Annotated in this window: 15 protein-coding genes and 1 tRNA gene; 15 read left to right on the top strand and 1 reads right to left on the bottom strand. The window is 59.1% G+C overall.

Annotated elements, in window-relative coordinates; translation table 11 throughout:
- Positions 1-5: 5 nt before the first annotated feature.
- The 5 genes from PGW49_RS08155 to PGW49_RS08135 all read left to right on the top strand — a co-directional run bounded on the left by PGW49_RS08155 (position 6) and on the right by PGW49_RS08135 (position 4,305).
- On the top strand, positions 6-1,085 hold the full coding sequence (locus PGW49_RS08155) for a branched-chain amino acid ABC transporter permease (protein ID WP_270226215.1): 1,080 nt from the start codon (positions 6-8) through the stop codon (positions 1,083-1,085).
- Positions 1,075-1,935: an ABC transporter ATP-binding protein gene (locus PGW49_RS08150; RefSeq protein WP_270226214.1), complete on the top strand. Its 861-nt coding sequence runs from the start codon at positions 1,075-1,077 to the stop codon at positions 1,933-1,935. The genes PGW49_RS08155 and PGW49_RS08150 overlap by 11 nt, the downstream gene beginning before the upstream one ends.
- Positions 1,936-2,649: an ABC transporter ATP-binding protein gene (locus PGW49_RS08145; RefSeq protein WP_006234438.1), complete on the top strand. Its 714-nt coding sequence runs from the start codon at positions 1,936-1,938 to the stop codon at positions 2,647-2,649.
- A gap of 174 nt (positions 2,650-2,823) precedes the next feature.
- Positions 2,824-3,501, top strand: coding sequence for a copper homeostasis protein CutC (locus tag PGW49_RS08140; protein WP_196026054.1), 678 nt, complete (start codon positions 2,824-2,826; stop codon positions 3,499-3,501).
- 3 nt (positions 3,502-3,504) lie between these two features.
- Complete coding sequence (locus PGW49_RS08135; protein WP_270226213.1) at positions 3,505-4,305, top strand: DUF4931 domain-containing protein; 801 nt, start codon at positions 3,505-3,507, stop codon at positions 4,303-4,305.
- A 27-nt stretch (positions 4,306-4,332) separates the two neighbouring features.
- Here the strand turns inward: PGW49_RS08135 and PGW49_RS08130 are convergent, their stop codons facing one another.
- Positions 4,333-5,331, bottom strand: a complete 999-nt coding sequence (locus tag PGW49_RS08130; protein WP_270226212.1) for a bile acid:sodium symporter family protein — start codon at positions 5,329-5,331, stop codon at positions 4,333-4,335.
- A gap of 276 nt (positions 5,332-5,607) precedes the next feature.
- Between PGW49_RS08130 and recJ the strand changes: the two genes are divergently transcribed.
- From recJ to rplT, 10 genes are all read left to right on the top strand, one after another.
- The gene (gene recJ, locus PGW49_RS08125) at positions 5,608-8,895 is read left to right on the top strand and encodes a single-stranded-DNA-specific exonuclease RecJ (RefSeq protein ID WP_270226211.1); all 3,288 of its coding nucleotides are present in this window, start codon (positions 5,608-5,610) and stop codon (positions 8,893-8,895) included.
- 15 nt (positions 8,896-8,910) lie between these two features.
- Complete coding sequence (locus PGW49_RS08120; protein WP_270226210.1) at positions 8,911-11,271, top strand: RelA/SpoT family protein; 2,361 nt, start codon at positions 8,911-8,913, stop codon at positions 11,269-11,271.
- Between the two features lie 88 nt (positions 11,272-11,359).
- Positions 11,360-12,043: an MBL fold metallo-hydrolase gene (locus tag PGW49_RS08115; protein ID WP_333494013.1), complete on the top strand. Its 684-nt coding sequence runs from the start codon at positions 11,360-11,362 to the stop codon at positions 12,041-12,043.
- A gap of 194 nt (positions 12,044-12,237) precedes the next feature.
- Complete coding sequence (fba, locus tag PGW49_RS08110; protein ID WP_035137086.1) at positions 12,238-13,104, top strand: class II fructose-1,6-bisphosphate aldolase; 867 nt, start codon at positions 12,238-12,240, stop codon at positions 13,102-13,104.
- Between the two features lie 253 nt (positions 13,105-13,357).
- A complete protein-coding gene (locus PGW49_RS08105) occupies positions 13,358-14,539 on the top strand; it encodes a transglutaminase-like domain-containing protein (protein WP_270226208.1) in 1,182 nt (393 codons plus the stop codon).
- Positions 14,540-14,560: 21 nt separating this feature from the next.
- Positions 14,561-14,791: a hypothetical protein gene (locus PGW49_RS08100; RefSeq protein ID WP_270226207.1), complete on the top strand. Its 231-nt coding sequence runs from the start codon at positions 14,561-14,563 to the stop codon at positions 14,789-14,791.
- A 39-nt stretch (positions 14,792-14,830) separates the two neighbouring features.
- Positions 14,831-14,917: transfer RNA gene (locus PGW49_RS08095), tRNA-Leu, on the top strand.
- A 432-nt stretch (positions 14,918-15,349) separates the two neighbouring features.
- Positions 15,350-15,919 carry a translation initiation factor IF-3 gene (gene infC, locus PGW49_RS08090; protein WP_006234423.1) on the top strand — a complete coding sequence of 190 codons (570 nt, stop codon included), beginning with the start codon at positions 15,350-15,352 and terminating at the stop codon, positions 15,917-15,919.
- 32 nt (positions 15,920-15,951) lie between these two features.
- A complete protein-coding gene (rpmI, locus tag PGW49_RS08085; protein WP_006234422.1) occupies positions 15,952-16,143 on the top strand; it encodes a 50S ribosomal protein L35 in 192 nt (63 codons plus the stop codon).
- 46 nt (positions 16,144-16,189) lie between these two features.
- The gene (rplT, locus tag PGW49_RS08080) at positions 16,190-16,549 is read left to right on the top strand and encodes a 50S ribosomal protein L20 (RefSeq protein ID WP_006234421.1); all 360 of its coding nucleotides are present in this window, start codon (positions 16,190-16,192) and stop codon (positions 16,547-16,549) included.
- The last annotated feature ends 243 nt before the right edge of the window (positions 16,550-16,792 follow it).

The raw sequence follows: 16,792 nt of genomic DNA, 5'->3' as shown, positions 1-16,792 counted from the left end.
GCGTTATGAAGTTTCTTAAAGACAGGCAGACGCGTCACGACTTTGTCACGTACACCATGTGCATCGTGGCGTTCGCCATCGTGTTCTTTATGCAGTCTAACCACATGATTCCGCGCATGATTGCCGGTCAGCTGGTTCCCATCACGGCCTATATCGTCATGGCCATCTCCCTTAACCTCGTCGTCGGCATCGCGGGCGACTTGTCGCTGGGCCACGCGGGCTTTATGAGCGTCGGCGCCTATACGGGCATCGTCACCGCCGTCGCGCTGGAGAGTGCCGTTCCGTCCGATCCGATGCGCCTGATCATCAGCATTGTGGTCGGCGCTATCGCCGCTGCCATTCTGGGCTTCCTGATCGGTATCCCGGTTCTTCGCCTGAGCGGCGATTACCTGGCCATCGTGACCTTGGCCTTTGGCGAGATCATCAAAGAGATCGTCACCTGCCTTATCGTGGGCGTCGATTCCCGCGGCCTGCATGTGATCTTTAACATCACGGGCAACTCCACGATTGACGACCTGCACCTGCTCGAGGACGGCACCGCCATCATCAAGGGCGCGCAGGGCGCATCGGGCGTGTCGACCTATTCGACCTTCCTCGCCGGTGCCATCCTGGTCATGGTCGCACTCGTGATCGTGCTCAACCTGGTTCGCAGCCGTACCGGCCGTGCCATTATGGCCGTGCGCGATAACAAGATCGCTGCCGAGTCCGTGGGCATCTCCGTCACCCAGTACCGCATGATCGCCTTCGTGGTTTCCGCTGCCCTCGCCGGTGCCGCCGGAGCTCTCTTCGGCGGTAACTTCTCGCAGCTCTCCGCCACCAAGTTCGACTTCAACACGTCCATCCTCATCCTGGTGTTCGTGGTCCTGGGCGGTCTGGGCAATATGCGCGGTTCCGTTATCGCCGCGGCGCTGCTCACGGTGCTTCCCGAGCTGCTCCGTCAGTTCTCGGACTACCGCATGCTCATCTACGCCATCGTGCTGATCTTGGTCATGATCTTTACCAACAACCCGCAGCTCAAGGCGTTCTTCGGTCGCGTCAAGGACCGCTTTGCTTCCAAGAAGGAGGTGGCAGCCGATGCCCAGTAAATTTGAGTTCAACAAGGGCAAGATGGTCCCGTATCCTTCTGGCGCCATCGTTCCCGACCGCGACCTGGGTCAGCGCCCGGCACTCGAGTGCATCCACCTGGGCATTGAGTTCGGTGGCCTTAAGGCAGTCGACGACTTTAGCCTGACTATCGGCAAGACCGAGATCGCCGGTCTGATCGGCCCCAACGGTGCCGGTAAGACCACGGTCTTCAACCTGCTCACCAAGGTGTATCAGCCCACGCACGGCACCATCCTGCTCGACGGTGAGGACACCTCGGGCAAGTCGGTCTATCAGGTCAACCGCATGGGTATTGCCCGTACATTCCAGAACATTCGCCTGTTCAACACCATGACGGTGGAGGACAACGTCAAGGTCGGTCTGCACAATCAGGAGCGCTACTCCGGTTTTGAGGGCGTGCTGTGCCTGCCGACGTACTGGAAGCACGAGAAGGCTGCTCACGAACGCGCCATGGAGCTGCTGTCCATCTTTGATATGGAGCATCTGGCAAACGAGCAGGCCGGATCGCTGCCTTACGGCGCTCAGCGTCGTCTGGAGATCGTCCGCGCGCTTGCCACCAACCCCAAACTGCTGCTGCTCGACGAGCCTGCCGCAGGCATGAACCCGTCCGAGACCGCCGAGCTCATGGAGAACATCGTTAAGATTCGCGACACCTTTGGTATCGCCATCATGCTTATTGAGCACGACATGTCGCTCGTCATGAATATTTGCGAGGGTATCTGCGTGCTTAACTTTGGCAAGGTCATCGCCAAGGGCACGGCCGAGGAAATCCAGAACAACGATGCCGTTATCGAGGCGTATCTGGGCAAGCAGAATAAGGGGGAGAACTAAATGGCAGAGCCGATGCTTTCCGTCTACAACATCAACGTCTGGTACGGCGCCATCCACGCCATCAAGGACATCTCCTTTAACGTCAACGAGGGCGAGATCGTGGCCCTGATCGGTGCGAACGGTGCCGGCAAGTCCACAACGCTCAAGACCGTTTCGGGCCTGCTTCGCTCCAAGACCGGTTCCATCAAGTTTATGGGCGAGGACATTACCCATACGCCCGCTGATAAGCTGGTTGGTAAGGGCCTGGCTCAGGTTCCCGAGGGTCGTCGCGCCTTTTTGCAGATGACGGTTGAGGAGAACCTGGAGATGGGCGCCTATACGCAGCCCAAGTCCACGGTGGCTCCGGGCCTGGAGCGCGTCTACGAGCAGTTCCCGCGCCTGAAGGAACGTCGTCGCCAGGTCGCCGGCACCCTTTCAGGCGGCGAGCAGCAGATGCTCGTTATGGGGCGCGCCCTTATGAGTAACCCCAAACTGCTTATGCTCGACGAACCTTCCATGGGTCTGGCACCGATTCTGATCGAACAGATCTTCCAGATTGTCGAGGACCTGCACAAGGCCGGCACCACGGTGCTTCTGGTCGAGCAAAACGCGCAGATGGCGCTTTCCATCGCCACACGCGGTTACGTGCTCGAGACCGGCAAGATCACCATGACCGGCACCGGCCAAGAGCTCCTGCACGACGACAACGTCCGCAAGGCCTACCTCGGAGGCTAACCCACCTAACAAAAGGGGCGCTGACTATCTCAGTCAGCGCCCCTTTTTAGTTGCGGTGAAATAGGGACTGAATACGGGCTCCAGAGGCCAAATGAGTCCCTATTCCACCGCAACTTCATGGGGATGTGTGACAATGCCCGTCGGAAAACATCTGCTGTCTTTGGGGGTCTATCTATGCTGTACGAGTTTTGTGCCGAGAACTTTGAGCGGGTGCCGGCGGCTATCGATGCCGGTGCAAGGCGTATTGAACTGTGCGACAACCTTGCCGTCGGTGGCACTACACCCTCGGCCGGTGTTATCAGCGCTACAGTCAGCTATGCTCACGAGCATGACGCGCGAGTGATGTGCATGATTCGCCCGCGTGGCGGTGACTTTCATTACAACCAAGACGAGCTGCGCATGATGGAGATGGACCTGGGCCTTGCCGTAAGCGCCGGCGTTGACGGCTTGGTCTTTGGCAGCTGCAAGCCCTGCGCTGGCGGATGGGCGCTCGACGAGCTTACGTTGGGCGCTCTCGTGATGGCCGCGGGCTGCGCGACCGAGGAATGCAAGCGTGAGCCCATCGACATCACCTTCCACATGGCGTTTGATCAGCTCTCGCCCGAGGCTCAGCTCGATGCGATTGATACACTTGCCGACTGCGGCGTTACGCGCATCCTCACGCATGGCGGCGCTGCCGGTACGTCGATCGAGGATAATTTCGATTACCTGGCTCGTTTAATCGAGTATGCGGGTGATCGTTTGACCATCCTTCCCGGCGGCGGCATCACTACGGCAAATCGCGACGCGGTCGCGGCGGCGCTAGGCGTCTCCGAGCTCCATGGCACCAAGATCGTGCCGCTGGAGGTATAACCCGTGGCGCTGGTATTTGACGTTCAGCAGGCGAGCGGTAAGCCCGACGATAATCGTCGCCCTGGCACCGCGTGCCCCTTTTGCGACACGGAGGGACTTGCCAATATCATCCAGCGCGATGGTGACTGCATCTGGCTCGAGAATAAGTTCAAGACCTTGCGGGCCACACGTCAGACCGTATTGATCGAGTCTGCCAATCACGACGCCGACCTGGTGACCTATGAACCGGATGAGCTGCATCATGTGATGCGGTTTGCCCTGGGCTGTTGGCAGCAGATGATCGATTCCCAACAGTACCGCAGTGTGCTCATGTACAAGAACAAAGGCCCGCTTTCGGGCGGCAGCCTCGTCCATCCACACATGCAGATTGTGGGCCTGGAACAGGAGGACGGCTATGCGGCGCTGACCTCAGCCAACTTTGAAGGCATCAGTGTCTGGCAACAGGGGAGAATCTCGGTCGACATCTCAACCGAACCGATCATGGGGTTCTTTGAGGTCAACGTTTCAGCCCCGCAGGGAATCGCCGGCAGCGATGACACGAGAGACCAAGCCGAGACGGACCTCTTCGCCGATGCGATTCAGGTAGCTCTGCGCTATATCCTGAACGAGCACCATGGTGGTCGCGCAGAGTCGTACAACTTGTTCTTCTACCACATGGACGGTCGGACCATTGCCAAGGCGCTGCCGCGTTGGGTGGTTTCGCCCTACTTTGTCGGCTATCGTTTGGCCCAGGTCAATGCTGAGACCACGCTCGATGTCGATGCGGAGCGACTCCGCGCACATCTGGAGGCGCTCACATCGTAAAGTGAGCGCCCGCACACTGCGGACGGTTTAGCGCGCCATTGCATCGCGGCCGGCCTTGACGCGCTTGCGCTGGGCGGCGCGCTCCTCGCCGGTCAGACGCTCAAAGAAGTGCCCGATAAGCGAGGCGAGCACCTGCTGAAACAACGTTCCACACATGACGGGAAACACAACTTCGCCCGGAAAGTATTGCGTGGCGATGACGGCGCCCGAAGAGATATTGCGCATACCGCAGGTAAAGCACATGGTGGTCGTTTCGCTATATGGCAGATGCAGCGCGCGGGCGACCAGAATGCCGACGACAAAGCCGCTGATGGCGAAGACCAAAATAAAGAGGGCGACTTCCAAGCGCACCGCGTTCATGTGCAGCACGTACTCGCTCATGGCGGTGGAGTTGGAGGCGATAACGCCCATCATCATGAACTTGCAGGCGGGCGAGAGCGCGGGGGAGAGTTTTTCGTGCCCCCATCCGCGCGTGAGCTCGTTGATCACGATGCCGAGCACGGCGGGGATGGCGATCATAAAGGCCATGTTCTGCATCATGCTCGGCACGTCGATCGAGACGGTGGCGCCCAGCAGGAGCTTGAGCGTAAGCGGAATCGTCACAGGGGAGATGACCGAGGACGTCAGGATGATGGTGAGCGCGAGCGGGCCGTTGCCGCCGAACATGCTGATCCACATAAAAGCGGTGACTGCCACGGGCACACTGTATTCGAGCACGATGCCGCAGACAAGGTTGGGGTTGGAACCAAAGAACAACGATCCCATGGCGTAGGCCGCGATGGGAATAAGCGCCGCCGAGACCAACAACGCCAGAATCAGGTGCAGCGGACGGTGGAACACCTCGGCTACCTGGTGAAAGGTGTTGCTGAGCGCACCTTGGAACGTCATAAAGGCAAACAAGGTGGGAACGATGGGCTTGAGAACGCCGATCTGTTGAGGAAAGAGCACGCCGAGCGCCACACAAATCGGAACGATGATTTGCATGTGCCCCGCGAGAAACTTGCCCAGTCCAACCCATTGCTTCATATGCTCTTGTGACTCCCTTTGCTCGTGAATCCGTTTTGACTGGATATGCTAGACGCTCACATGTGTCCGTGCGTCAGAAACGCTCGATTATTTCGAGGCTATTACCGGCATCGTTTACCGAAACCGCGGCATGCTGCGGCGATTTGCGTCCGCGCCGCACGGTATAATAAATCCGTTCAACAGATCTGCCTGCCGAAGCGGGCATACACAGAGGACTCATCGCTATGAACCGTGAGAGGTATCGCGGCGACCTGCCCCTATCGGGGGTGGGTGCCTATGTCATCGCTTAAGACGACGCATCGCTGGGCGGTCGCTCAGCAAAAACCCGAGCTCGAAAAGGAGCTTTCGGCTGGTCTGGGCATTCCCGGGCTGGTGGCGCGCATTATGGTCGCGCACGGCATTGGCTCAATCAAAGAGGGCCAATTGTTTTTGACGCCTTCGCTCGATCGCGACTGGGCCGACCCACTCATTATCCCGGGCATGTCGGTCGTTGCCGACCGCGTCGAGCGTGCTATTCGCAACCACGAGCACATTGCAGTCTTTGGCGATTTTGACGTTGACGGTATTACGTCGACCTGCCTGTTGACCGAGGCGCTGCGCACGTTTGGCGCCGATGTCACGCCGTTTATTCCGCATCGCTTTGATGAGGGCTACGGTCTTTCGCGCGCGGCGCTCGACCGCGTTAACGAGCTCGCTCGCCCCCAGCTGATCGTGACCGTCGATAACGGCATTGCCGCCAAGGAAGAGGTTTCCTATCTGAAGAGCCTGGGGATCGATTTGGTGGTCACGGACCATCACGAGCCCTCCGATCAGGTGCCGCAGGGCGTACCCCTGACCGACCCTAAGCTCGATGACGATGGTCCTTCGCGTGAGCTTGCCGGTGCCGGCGTGGCACTCAAGTTGGTGCAAGTCCTGGGCGAACGTCTGGGCAAGCCGTCGTATTGGCGTTCGCTAATCGAGGTCGCGGCGCTGGGCACCGTGTCCGACATGATGCCGCTCACGCCCGAGAACCGCGCGCTGGTTGCCGAGGGCATCCAGCAGATGCGCGTAACCGCTCGCCCCGGCTATATCGCGCTTGCCGCGCTCGCCAAGGCGGACCTTTCGAGCATTACGGCGGATGGCCTGTCATTCTCGCTCATTCCCCGCTTAAACGCTGCCGGTCGCATGGCCGATCCCAAGCTGGCGCTCGACCTGCTGCTTGCCCGCGATCCCATCGAAGCAAGCGCACTGGCGGCTGAGCTCGAGGAAATCAACCGCCAGCGCCGTGAGATCGAGGCGGAGCTCACGCGCGATGCCATGACAAAGGTCGAGGAGACCTATGACGGCGGACGCGCGATCGTCGTGGGCGGCGAAGGCTGGCACGAGGGCGTCAAGGGCATCGTGGCAAGCCGTCTGACCAACCGCTACCACGTGCCGGCGCTGCTGTTCTCGATCGAGGACGGTATCGCGCGCGGCTCTGGTCGCTCGGTGGGCAAAGTTAACCTGTTTGACGCCATCGAGCGCTGTTCCGACCTGATGATTCGTCGCGGCGGACATGCCGGTGCGGTGGGTGTGACTATCGAGGCATCCAAGCTCGACGAGTTTCGCCGTCGCCTTTCCGCCGTGTTGTCCGAGCTTCCCGCCGAGGACTTTGAGGACACCGACGAGGTTGCCGCCACGGTCGACCTTTCCGAATTGAATATCGAGACCATCGAGCAGATTTCCCGCCTTGAGCCGTTTGGCCAGGGTAATAAGGTGCCGCTGCTGGCTGCCGAGGGCGTGACGATGTGTGATCGCGCCGTGGTGGGTAAGACCGGCGAGCACATGCGCTTTGTGGCGACCGATGGCGCCGCGAGTGTGCCGGCCATTATGTTCCGCGTGCCGCAAATCGATAAGCTCATCAACTGCGATAGCGCTGTCGACTTGGTGTTCGAGGCCGTTGCCGAGCATTGGCAGGGTCGTGTGAAGCCCAAGCTCATGGTCAAGGATGTTCTGGTCCGCGATACCACGCTGCCCAGCGTCGACGATCCGGCATGCGAGCTTCGTCGTGGCGTGCAGCCGGCGGATTCCGGCCTGCGCTTGGAGTCGCGCAAGCGCGAGACGCTCGCCCAGCTTTCCTATACCGAGCTCACGCGCTCGCTTATCCATAGCTTTATCGGATCGAACCAGCCGCACCGCGCGCAGGTTGAGGCGCTCGACGCCTTGGCCGATCACCAGAGTGTCTTGGCGGTTATGGGAACGGGCCGCGGCAAGTCGCTCATCTTCCATGTGCATGCCGCGCGTGAGGCGGTGCTTCGCGGACGTGCGAGCATCTTTGTCTATCCGCTGCGTGCGCTTGTTGCCGACCAGGCCTATCACCTCTCGTCGACGATGGCATCGCTTGGCATTGGCGTTGGCGTGCTTACCGGCGAGACCGTGGAGGCCGCGCGCGATGACGTGTTCGCCGGCCTAGCTTCGGGCCGCACCGGTATCGTGCTCACGACGCCCGAGTTCCTATCTATCCACCGTGACCGCTTCGCGCGTTCGGGCCGCATCGGCTTTGTCGTTATCGATGAGGCGCATCATGCCGGTCTTGCCAAGGGCGGCGACCGCAGCGCCTATCTCGACATGTCCGATATCCTCAAAGCCCTGGGCGACCCGGTCGTTATGGCTGCGACGGCCACCGCGACGGCTCCGGTTGTGGCTGAGCTTGCCCGCATGTTGCCGATCACTCGCACGGTGGTCGACGAGACGGTGCGCGAGAACCTGCGGCTCGAGGACGACCGCGATCTTGCAAGTCGCGAGAACCGTTTGGTGTCGATTGTGGCGACGGGGGAAAAGACCGTCATCTACGTCAATTCGCGCGACCAGTCCGTGGCGCTCGCCAAGACGTTGCGCAAGCGTGTGCCCGATTGCGCAACCCATATCGCGTTCTATAACGCGGGGCTTGCGCGTTCCGATCGCCGTCGCGTGGAGGAAGCATTCCGAGACGGCAGCCTCAGCTGCATCGTCTCGACATCTGCCTTTGGCGAGGGCGTCAACCTGCCCGATATCCGCCATGTTGTGCTCTACCACATGCCGTTTGGTGCCATCGAGTTCAACCAGATGAGCGGACGTGCCGGCCGCGATGGCCAGCCCGCCGTGATCCATCTGCTCTATTCGTCGCGCGACGCCCGCATTAACGAGCGCCTGCTCGACTGCTATGCGCCCGAGCGCGACGAGCTCGTCACGCTCTATCGCGCGCTGCAGACCATGTGGCGCTCCAACCGCGGCAAGACCGGGGACGATTCCTTTAGCGCGAGCGATATCGACATCGCGCAGATGTGCCTTGCCATCGATGCTCGCACGCCGGTCGACGAGCGTTCGGTGGAAAGCGGCCTGGGAATCTTCGAAGAGCTTGGTTTCTGTCGAGTTTCGGGGTTTGACGACACCCGTCGCATCGCGATGGCCGAAAACCCCGGCCGCGTGCAATTGAGCAGGTCAATTCGCTATTTGGAGGGCTTGCGCTCGCGCATGGAGTTCTCGGCTTTCCGGAGCTGGGCGCTCGATTCGTGCGCTTCTGATATGCTAGCCAAAGTTAACCGCCCGATCGTACCGCGGGCCTAGGGGAAGGGGACCTCGATGGATGCCGCAGCCCGTACCGCCCATGATTCCACCCTCCAGCCGTTTTCGGAGATGGAGCACTATAAGCATGCCGATGAGCTGCCGCCCGAGATTATGGCGGACAGCTACGACAAGCTGGAGCGTCTGTGCCTCAAATATATGAATGAGGATGACTTCTCCAAGGTGGAGCAGGCCTACTGCTTTGCTGCCGAGAAGCATTGCAACCAAAAGCGGCGCTCGGGTGAGATGTACATTAACCATCCTGTCGAGGTGGCTATCATTCTGGCAGACCTCAAGATGGACTGCGACGTGGTGTGTGCCGCGCTGCTGCACGATACCGTCGAGGACACCGAGACCTCGCTCGCCGATGTTTCCGGCCTGTTTGGCGAAACCGTTGCTGAGCTCGTCGATGGCGTGACCAAGCTCACCAACATCGAAGTCGACAGCATGGACGAGAAACAGGCCCTCACGCTGCGCAAGATGTTCCTCGCCATGTCCAAGGACATTCGTGTCATCATCGTTAAACTTGCCGACCGTCTGCACAACATGCGCACCCTTGCAGCCCTGCGTGAGGACCGTCGCCTGTTTAAGGCTCGCGAGACCATGGACGTGTATGCGCCTCTGGCCGACCGTCTGGGCATGAGCTCCATTAAATGGGAGCTCGAGGACCTGTCCTTCTTCTACCTTGAGCCCGACGCCTACCAGCGCATCGCGCGCATGGTGGCTGAGTCGCGCGAGGTTCGCGAGCGCTATCTGGCCGAGACCATCAAGACGCTCACCGACGAGCTCAGCCGCATTGGCCTGGAGGGCTTCCAGATCAACGGCCGCTCCAAGCACTATTGGTCCATCTACCAAAAGATGAAGCGCAAGGGCAAGGAATTCTCCGAGATCTACGATTTGGTGGCGCTGCGCGTTATTACCCATTCGGTGCGCGATTGCTACTCCACGCTCGGCGCAGTGCATACGCTGTGGCACCCCATGCCCGGTCGCTTTAAAGACTATATCGCCATGCCCAAGGTCAATAACTACCAGTCGCTCCATACGACGGTTATCGGCCCCACGGCCCGCCCGCTCGAGATTCAGATTCGAACCTATGAGATGCATGAGCAGGCCGAGTACGGCATTGCCGCCCACTGGCTATATAAGAAGTCGGGCGGATCGTCTGCTTCCAAGACCAATGACGCTCAACGTTTGGACGACCAGATCAACTGGCTCAAGCATTCGCTCGATTGGGCTGCGTCTGATGAGATCACCGACGCCAAGGAATACCTGCATTCGCTGAAGGTCGACCTCTTCGATCAGGAGATCTTCGTCTTTACGCCCAAGGGCGAGGTCATGGCGCTTCGTGCCGGCTCCACGCCGCTCGACTTTGCCTATGCCGTTCACACCGAGGTGGGAAACCACTGCGTCGGCGCTAAGATCAACGGTGCTGTGGCCCCGCTCACGCACGAGATCAAGACGGGCGACCGTGTCGAGATCCTGACTAACAAGAGTTCCAAACCGTCGCGTGATTGGCTCAAGATCGTCAAGACGCCTTCGGCCAAGTCCAAGATCCGTCGCTACTTTGCCGCCGCGACTAAGGACGACGACGCTGCCGCCGGCCGCGATATGCTGGCCAAGGACCTGCGCAAGCGCGGGTATGGCATCTCCACGCCGCGCTCCACGCGTGCGCTCAACGCCGTGGCGGAGCAGTTTAACTTCAAGCAGCTCGAGGACCTGTTTGCTGCCGTCGGCGCCGGCAAGGTTGCCCCGCGCGCTGTGGGTAATAAGGTCGAGCAAATCTTGGACCCCAAGCCCGAGGAACAGCTCACCAAGGCCGAGGCTATCGCCGAGGTCGTGAAACAGCCGGCCCGCGGCTCCAACCGCAAGCCGCAAAAGCGTGGCAAGAGCGCAAGTAACGGCATTATCGTTAAGGGCGAGAGCAACAGTGGCCTGCTGGTCCGTCTGGCTCATTGCTGCAACCCCGTGACGGGCGACGATATCGTCGGCTTCATCACGCGTGGCCGAGGTGTCTCAGTGCATCGCGCCAACTGCCCCAACGTCAAGGGCCTCATGGAGCACCCCGAGCGCATGATTGACGTAGAGTGGGATGGTGCTGCCGACACTCTCTTCCAGGTCGAGATCGTGGTCGAGTGCCTGGACCGCATGGGCCTGCTCAAGGACGTCACCATTGCCATTGGCGATGCAGGCGGCAATATCCTTTCCGCCGCCACCTCGACCAACCGCGAGGGTATTGCGACCCTGCGCTTTATGGTCGAGATTTCGGATGCGAGCGGCCTGGATCCGCTGCTGGCTTCCATCAGCAGTGTCGATTCGGTCTACGACGCTCGCCGTCTTATGCCCGGCGAAGGCGGAGCTCAGCTCAAGCGCCGTGTGTAGGTGCGAGAGCCTCTCAGCATCATAGATATTGGTTACGTTCGAGGCATCGTTTGGTGCCTCGAACGTATTTTAGAAGGAGGGCATGCGCATGGACGATATGACTTTGGACCTGACACCCCGAGGTGCGGCTTCGATTGAGGCGCTCGTCAACGGCCCGATTCAGACCAACAGTTACGCCGTTATTTCGAATGACGAGTGCTTAATCGTCGATCCGGCGTGGGAGGGCGAGCGTCTTGTGGAGCATATCCGCACCGCGCATCCCGAGGTGCGCGTACTCGGCTCTGTCTGCACGCACGGTCATGCCGACCATGTTGGCGGGGTTGCCGGGGTTCGAGCTGTCGTTGGCGACAGTGCACTATATGAGTTGTGCGCTAAGGACGTGACGGTACCTCGCGCAAATATCGAGGAGCAGCGTGTCATGTGGGGTATCGAGACGTCCGATCCGGGTGAGCCGACGCGTTTGCTTGCCGAGGGCGATACAATCGAGGTGGGCGACGTCTGCCTGCAGGTGATCGAGACGCCGGGGCATACGCCGGGCGGCATCGTCCTGTTCGCCGCGACCGAGCAGGGGAACATCGCCTTTGTGGGCGACACGCTTTTCCCGGGCAGCCACGGTCGTACCGATCTTTCCGGCGGTGACGAGGCGGCGATTATGCGCTCGCTCTCCAAACTTGCCAAGACGCTTCCGCCCGATACCGTTTGCTTGACGGGCCATGGCGATTCGACCACGATGGCGCGCGAACTTATGCAGAACCCGTTTATGCAGATGTAGGCTCGAAGCCGTCTTTCGAACCACGAAGACCGCTCAATCGTCAAGCTATTTTCCCCAGTGGGTCGATTCTGTGGGGCAAACGGTCAAAATTTGTCCAATCGGATGGTATTCGTGAACAAACGAACGTTTATGCTCGGGTATGTCGTGGTAAAATCTCAGGCGTTATCGGAGCAACCTTACAGGAGGTTTCTTTTATGCTCGTCAACGCAGCAGACATGCTCAAGAAGGCCGAAGCCGGCAAGTACGGTCTCGGTGCCTTCAACACCAACAACCTCGAGTGGACCCTGGCTATTCTCCAGGCCGCCGAGGAGGCCAAGTCTCCGCTGATCCTTCAGTGCACCGCTGGTGCCGCTAAGTGGATGGGCGGTTTCAAGGTCTGCGCCGACATGGTCAAGGCTGCCGTCGAGGCCACGGGCGTTACCGTTCCCGTCGCCCTTCACCTCGATCACGGTTCTTACGAGGACTGCTTCAAGTGCATCGAGGCCGGCTTCACGTCCATCATGTATGACGGCTCTCACGAGGAGACCTTCCAGCTTAACCTCGACCGCACCAAGGAGCTCGTTGAGCTTGCCCACTCCAAGGGCATGTCCATCGAGGCCGAGGTCGGCGGCATCGGCGGCACCGAGGACGGCGTGACCTCCAGCGGCGAGCTCGCTGATCCTGCTGAGTGCAAGCAGATTGCTGACCTGGGCGTTGACTTCCTCGCTTGCGGTATCGGCAACATCCACGGCGTGTACCCTGCCGACTGGGCTGGCCTTTCCTTCGAGCGCCTGGGCGAGATCAAGGCTCAGACCGGCGACCTGCCCCTCGTCCTGCACGGTGGCACCGGCATCCCCGAGGATCAGATCAAGAAGGCCATCTCCCTGGGCATCTCCAAGATCAACGTCAACACCGATCTGCAGCTCGTCTTCGCCAAGGGTGTTCGCGAGTACATCGAGGCCGGCAAGGATCAGCAGGGCAAGGGCTTTGACCCCCGCAAGCTCCTCAAGCCTGGTCGCGACAACATCGTTGCCCGCACCAAGGAGCTCATGGAGGAGTTTGGCTCCGTCAACAAGGCGTAAGCGTCGCTAAACTTCCCGCCGGAAGCCCCGTCTCCCTACACTGTTTCCTTTGCGCTCACCTGGCTTCGCCAGAAGTCGCGCCAAGGAAACAGTTCCGGGGGACGGGGCTTCCTTCGTTTACCGCCGCAGGGTTACTGGGCTGAATTCATTTTTTTGACTACCGTTCGGTGGTGTTGATGGCTCCCTTGTTGGGGCTTTCTTTTTTATCTCGCTACAATGGACTTCAAGCGTTCTAGTGACTTGGAGTTTTAGTATGGCTGTTGTTAATGTGTTGCCTTCGGATGGGAAGGTTATTGACGAGGGTCCTGTTGGTTGCTCTGTTGATGTTTGCTGTAATGACTTTCGTCATCTCGATATTGGACTGCCGCCCGAGATTCTTCGACTCAAGGATGCCGGATATTTGACGCAGACTGTTGCGGCTTGTGATCGTCTTTTGGGGCAGAATCCCGATCCCTCGCTTGCTGCCTGCGTTCGTGCCGAGCGGTATCGCATGCTTGAGACGCCGCTTCATTTTTCGGTGTCGCGCGATCGAGCTATTGCGATGATTCGCGAGGAGTGGCCTGAGTTTACCGAGGAGCAGTTTAACGATCTGATTGACCGTAAGCGTATTGACTGGCGCTTTATCGATGGTGAGCTGTTCGTTCTCGACAACTTCCTCGATTCGCTTCGCGTATATCCCAAAGAGGTCCCCGGCATGCGTCCCGATTCTACGGACGGAATAGCACTGCGCAACGAGATGCTCAAGGAGATGGAGTCGCAAAACGGATTGACTCGCGTTATTACGCTTAAGGCGTCCTTGTCTGTCCCCGGCGCTCTAGAGGGGGAGACCGTTCGCGCTTGGCTACCCGTTGCCGCCGCCTGTCGTCAACAGTCTCATATCGAGGTTCTCGATATGACGCCGGAGGGTGCTGTTGCTCCCGCGAACGCTTCGGCGCGTACCGCCTCGTGGTCTTCTTCGAGTGATCGCTCATTCTCGGTGACCTATCGCTATCAAATCAATGCCGCTTATCGCGATATTTATGGGGGTGCGCTTCCGTCGCATCCGTGTATGGTCGCGCCGTTGCCCGAAGATATTTCTGAGGACCGTCCGCACATTGCATTCACGCCGTATCTGCAGCAGCTGACGGCCGGTGTTGTTGACGGACTCGAGGATCCGCTCGATCGCGCTCGTGCTATCTATGATTATCTGACGCAGCATATCGACTATCGCTATCAGCCGCCGTACTTGCTTTTGGGATCTATTGCCGATGACTGCGCGCATTCGCTCCGCGGCGATTGCGGCGTTATGGCGCTCACGTTTATCACCATGTGCCGTATCGCGGGCGTGCCTGCCCGTTGGCAGAGCGGCCTGTACGTTGCGCTCGATTCGGTGGGGTCGCACGACTGGGCAGAGTTCTATACGCCGCAGACCGGTTGGCTCAACGCCGACGTGTAATTTGGATCTTCTGCTCGCAGGATGGGGGAGGAGTGGCGCCGCCGTCACTACTTTGGCAATCTCGACCCGTGGCGTATGGTGGCCAACAATCGATTCCAGGCAGAGTTTGAGCCCTCTTTCGACGGCATGCGCGAGGACCCTTACGATAACCAGATGGGTGAGGCTTCGGTCGACGGTCGCGGATGCCGTCAGCGCGAGATGCTCCGCACAGTCGAACTCATCGAAATGCTCGAAGTTCCATTTTCGGACTAATCGGTAGAAAGCTGTGATAAACTAACTCACGCATTACGTGCCCGAGTGGCGGAATTGGCAGACGCAGTGGACTCAAAATCCACCGTTGGCAACAACGTGCGAGTTCGAGTCTCGCCTCGGGCACCATACATGCAAGTGAACGTTCAAGGGGGTTGCGGCCCCCTTTTTCGTGCCGAACTCGCGTGAGCGCGCGAAGCGTTAAGCAAACAGGCCTGCGGCCTGTTTGTAGCGGAGCGTGGCGAGGGCGCCGCGCGTCCGAAGCCCGGGGCTTCGCGAAGCGAAGGCCCTTCGAGTCTCGCCTCGGGCACCATACATGCAAGCGAGCGTTCAAGGGGGGTCAAGGCCCCTTTTTCGTGTACGTAATGTGATAACGCGCTGTACGTGTTATTATTCGCTAGGCGTTGTTCCCGCAATGCCCTAAAGAGGAACCCGAGGGTTCCCACCTTTTGGCGCCAATGAGCAGCTGACTGGTCATACAACTTAGATTCCCTTCCTCAAATCGAGGAAGTCTATGTGTACGACCTGGTTGCTGAGAAGTGCCGGGTTATTTTTTTATGAATGGAGGTAGGGAAAATAGCTAAGTCTGATGACACCCGCATCAACGACGAGATCACTGCATCTTCGTGCCGTTTGATTGGCGTCGATGGCTCTCAGCTCGGCCTGTTCGCCATCCGCGATGCCCAGCGCGTCGCCGACGATCAGGGTCTCGACCTGGTCGAGATCGCTCCCAACGCGGAGCCGCCGGTCTGCAAGGTCATGGACTACGGTAAGTTCAAGTACCAGCAGGCCATGAAGGCCAAGGCTGCTCGTAAGAACCAGTCCAAGGTCGAGGTCAAGGAAATGAAGTTCCGACCCAAGATCGACGTTGGTGACTACGAGACCAAGAAGGGCCACGTTCTGCGTTTCCTCAAGAAGGGCGCACGCGTTAAGATCACCATCATGTTCCGCGGCCGTGAGATGGCTCACCCGGAGCAGGGCCTTAACGTTCTCGAGCGTCTCGCCGAGGATCTCAAGCCTTACGCTACGGTCGAGTCCAAGCCTAAGATGGAAGGCCGTAACATGCTTATGCTGCTCGCCCCGATTAAGGGCGCCTTCGATGAGGATAAAGCGGCAAGCGATACCAAGTAACTAGTGTTCTGTAACCGATTAAGGAGTATTTCATGCCTAAGATGAAGTCCCACAGCGGCACCAAGAAGCGTTTCCGCAAGACTGGTACCGGCAAGCTTATGCGCGCCAAGGCTTTCAAGAGCCACATCCTGAGCAAGAAGTCCACCAAGCGTAAGCGTGGCTTCCGTCAGGAGACCGAGATCGCCGCTGCCGACCGCAAGGTCATCAAGTCACGTCTCGCCTAAGTTCGCGTTCCCGTTTTTCGTTTTACCGTCTAGGAGTTGATAGAACATGGCACGTATTAAGCGCGCTGTTGCCGCCAAGAAGAAGCGCCGTACCGTTATGCACCGTGCGAAGGGTTACTACGGTGCCGCTTCGCGTACTTACAAGCATGCTAAAGAGCAGGTCCAGCACTCCCTGCAGTATCAGTATCGTGATCGCCGCAACAAGAAGCGCGAGATCCGTTCTCTTTGGATCACTCGTATCAACGCTGCTGCTCGCCTGAACGACATCTCTTACTCTCAGTTCATGCACGGCCTGAAGGTTGCCGGCATCGAGCTCGACCGCAAGGTCCTGGCTCAAATGGCTTACGAGGACATCGAGTCCTTCAACGAGCTGGCTACCATCGCCAAGAAGGCTCTCGAGGCCTAATAGATTCTCTTGAATCGCTAGGGGAGTGTCGCGTTGTGCGCGGCGCTCCCTCTTTTTATCTGAAGCGCGGTTTACATTGCTAAAAGCGCGGGTAGATAAACACTTACAGGTGACCGATCTCTATATATTCCTGAACCAAAGGGTCATCATCTGATACGTGCGGAAGATCCGCACCAGTCTTTCTATTACCTATAGAAAGCAATATGTTGTGTAGGACTTGTGAAGAGTGGAATTGACGTCCCA

It is taken from the genome of Collinsella aerofaciens, assembly GCF_027679495.1.
Lineage (GTDB): Bacteria > Actinomycetota > Coriobacteriia > Coriobacteriales > Coriobacteriaceae > Collinsella > Collinsella aerofaciens_AK.
Note: the sequence above shows the minus strand (reverse complement) of the source record. Positions and strands in the feature narration are given on the sequence as shown.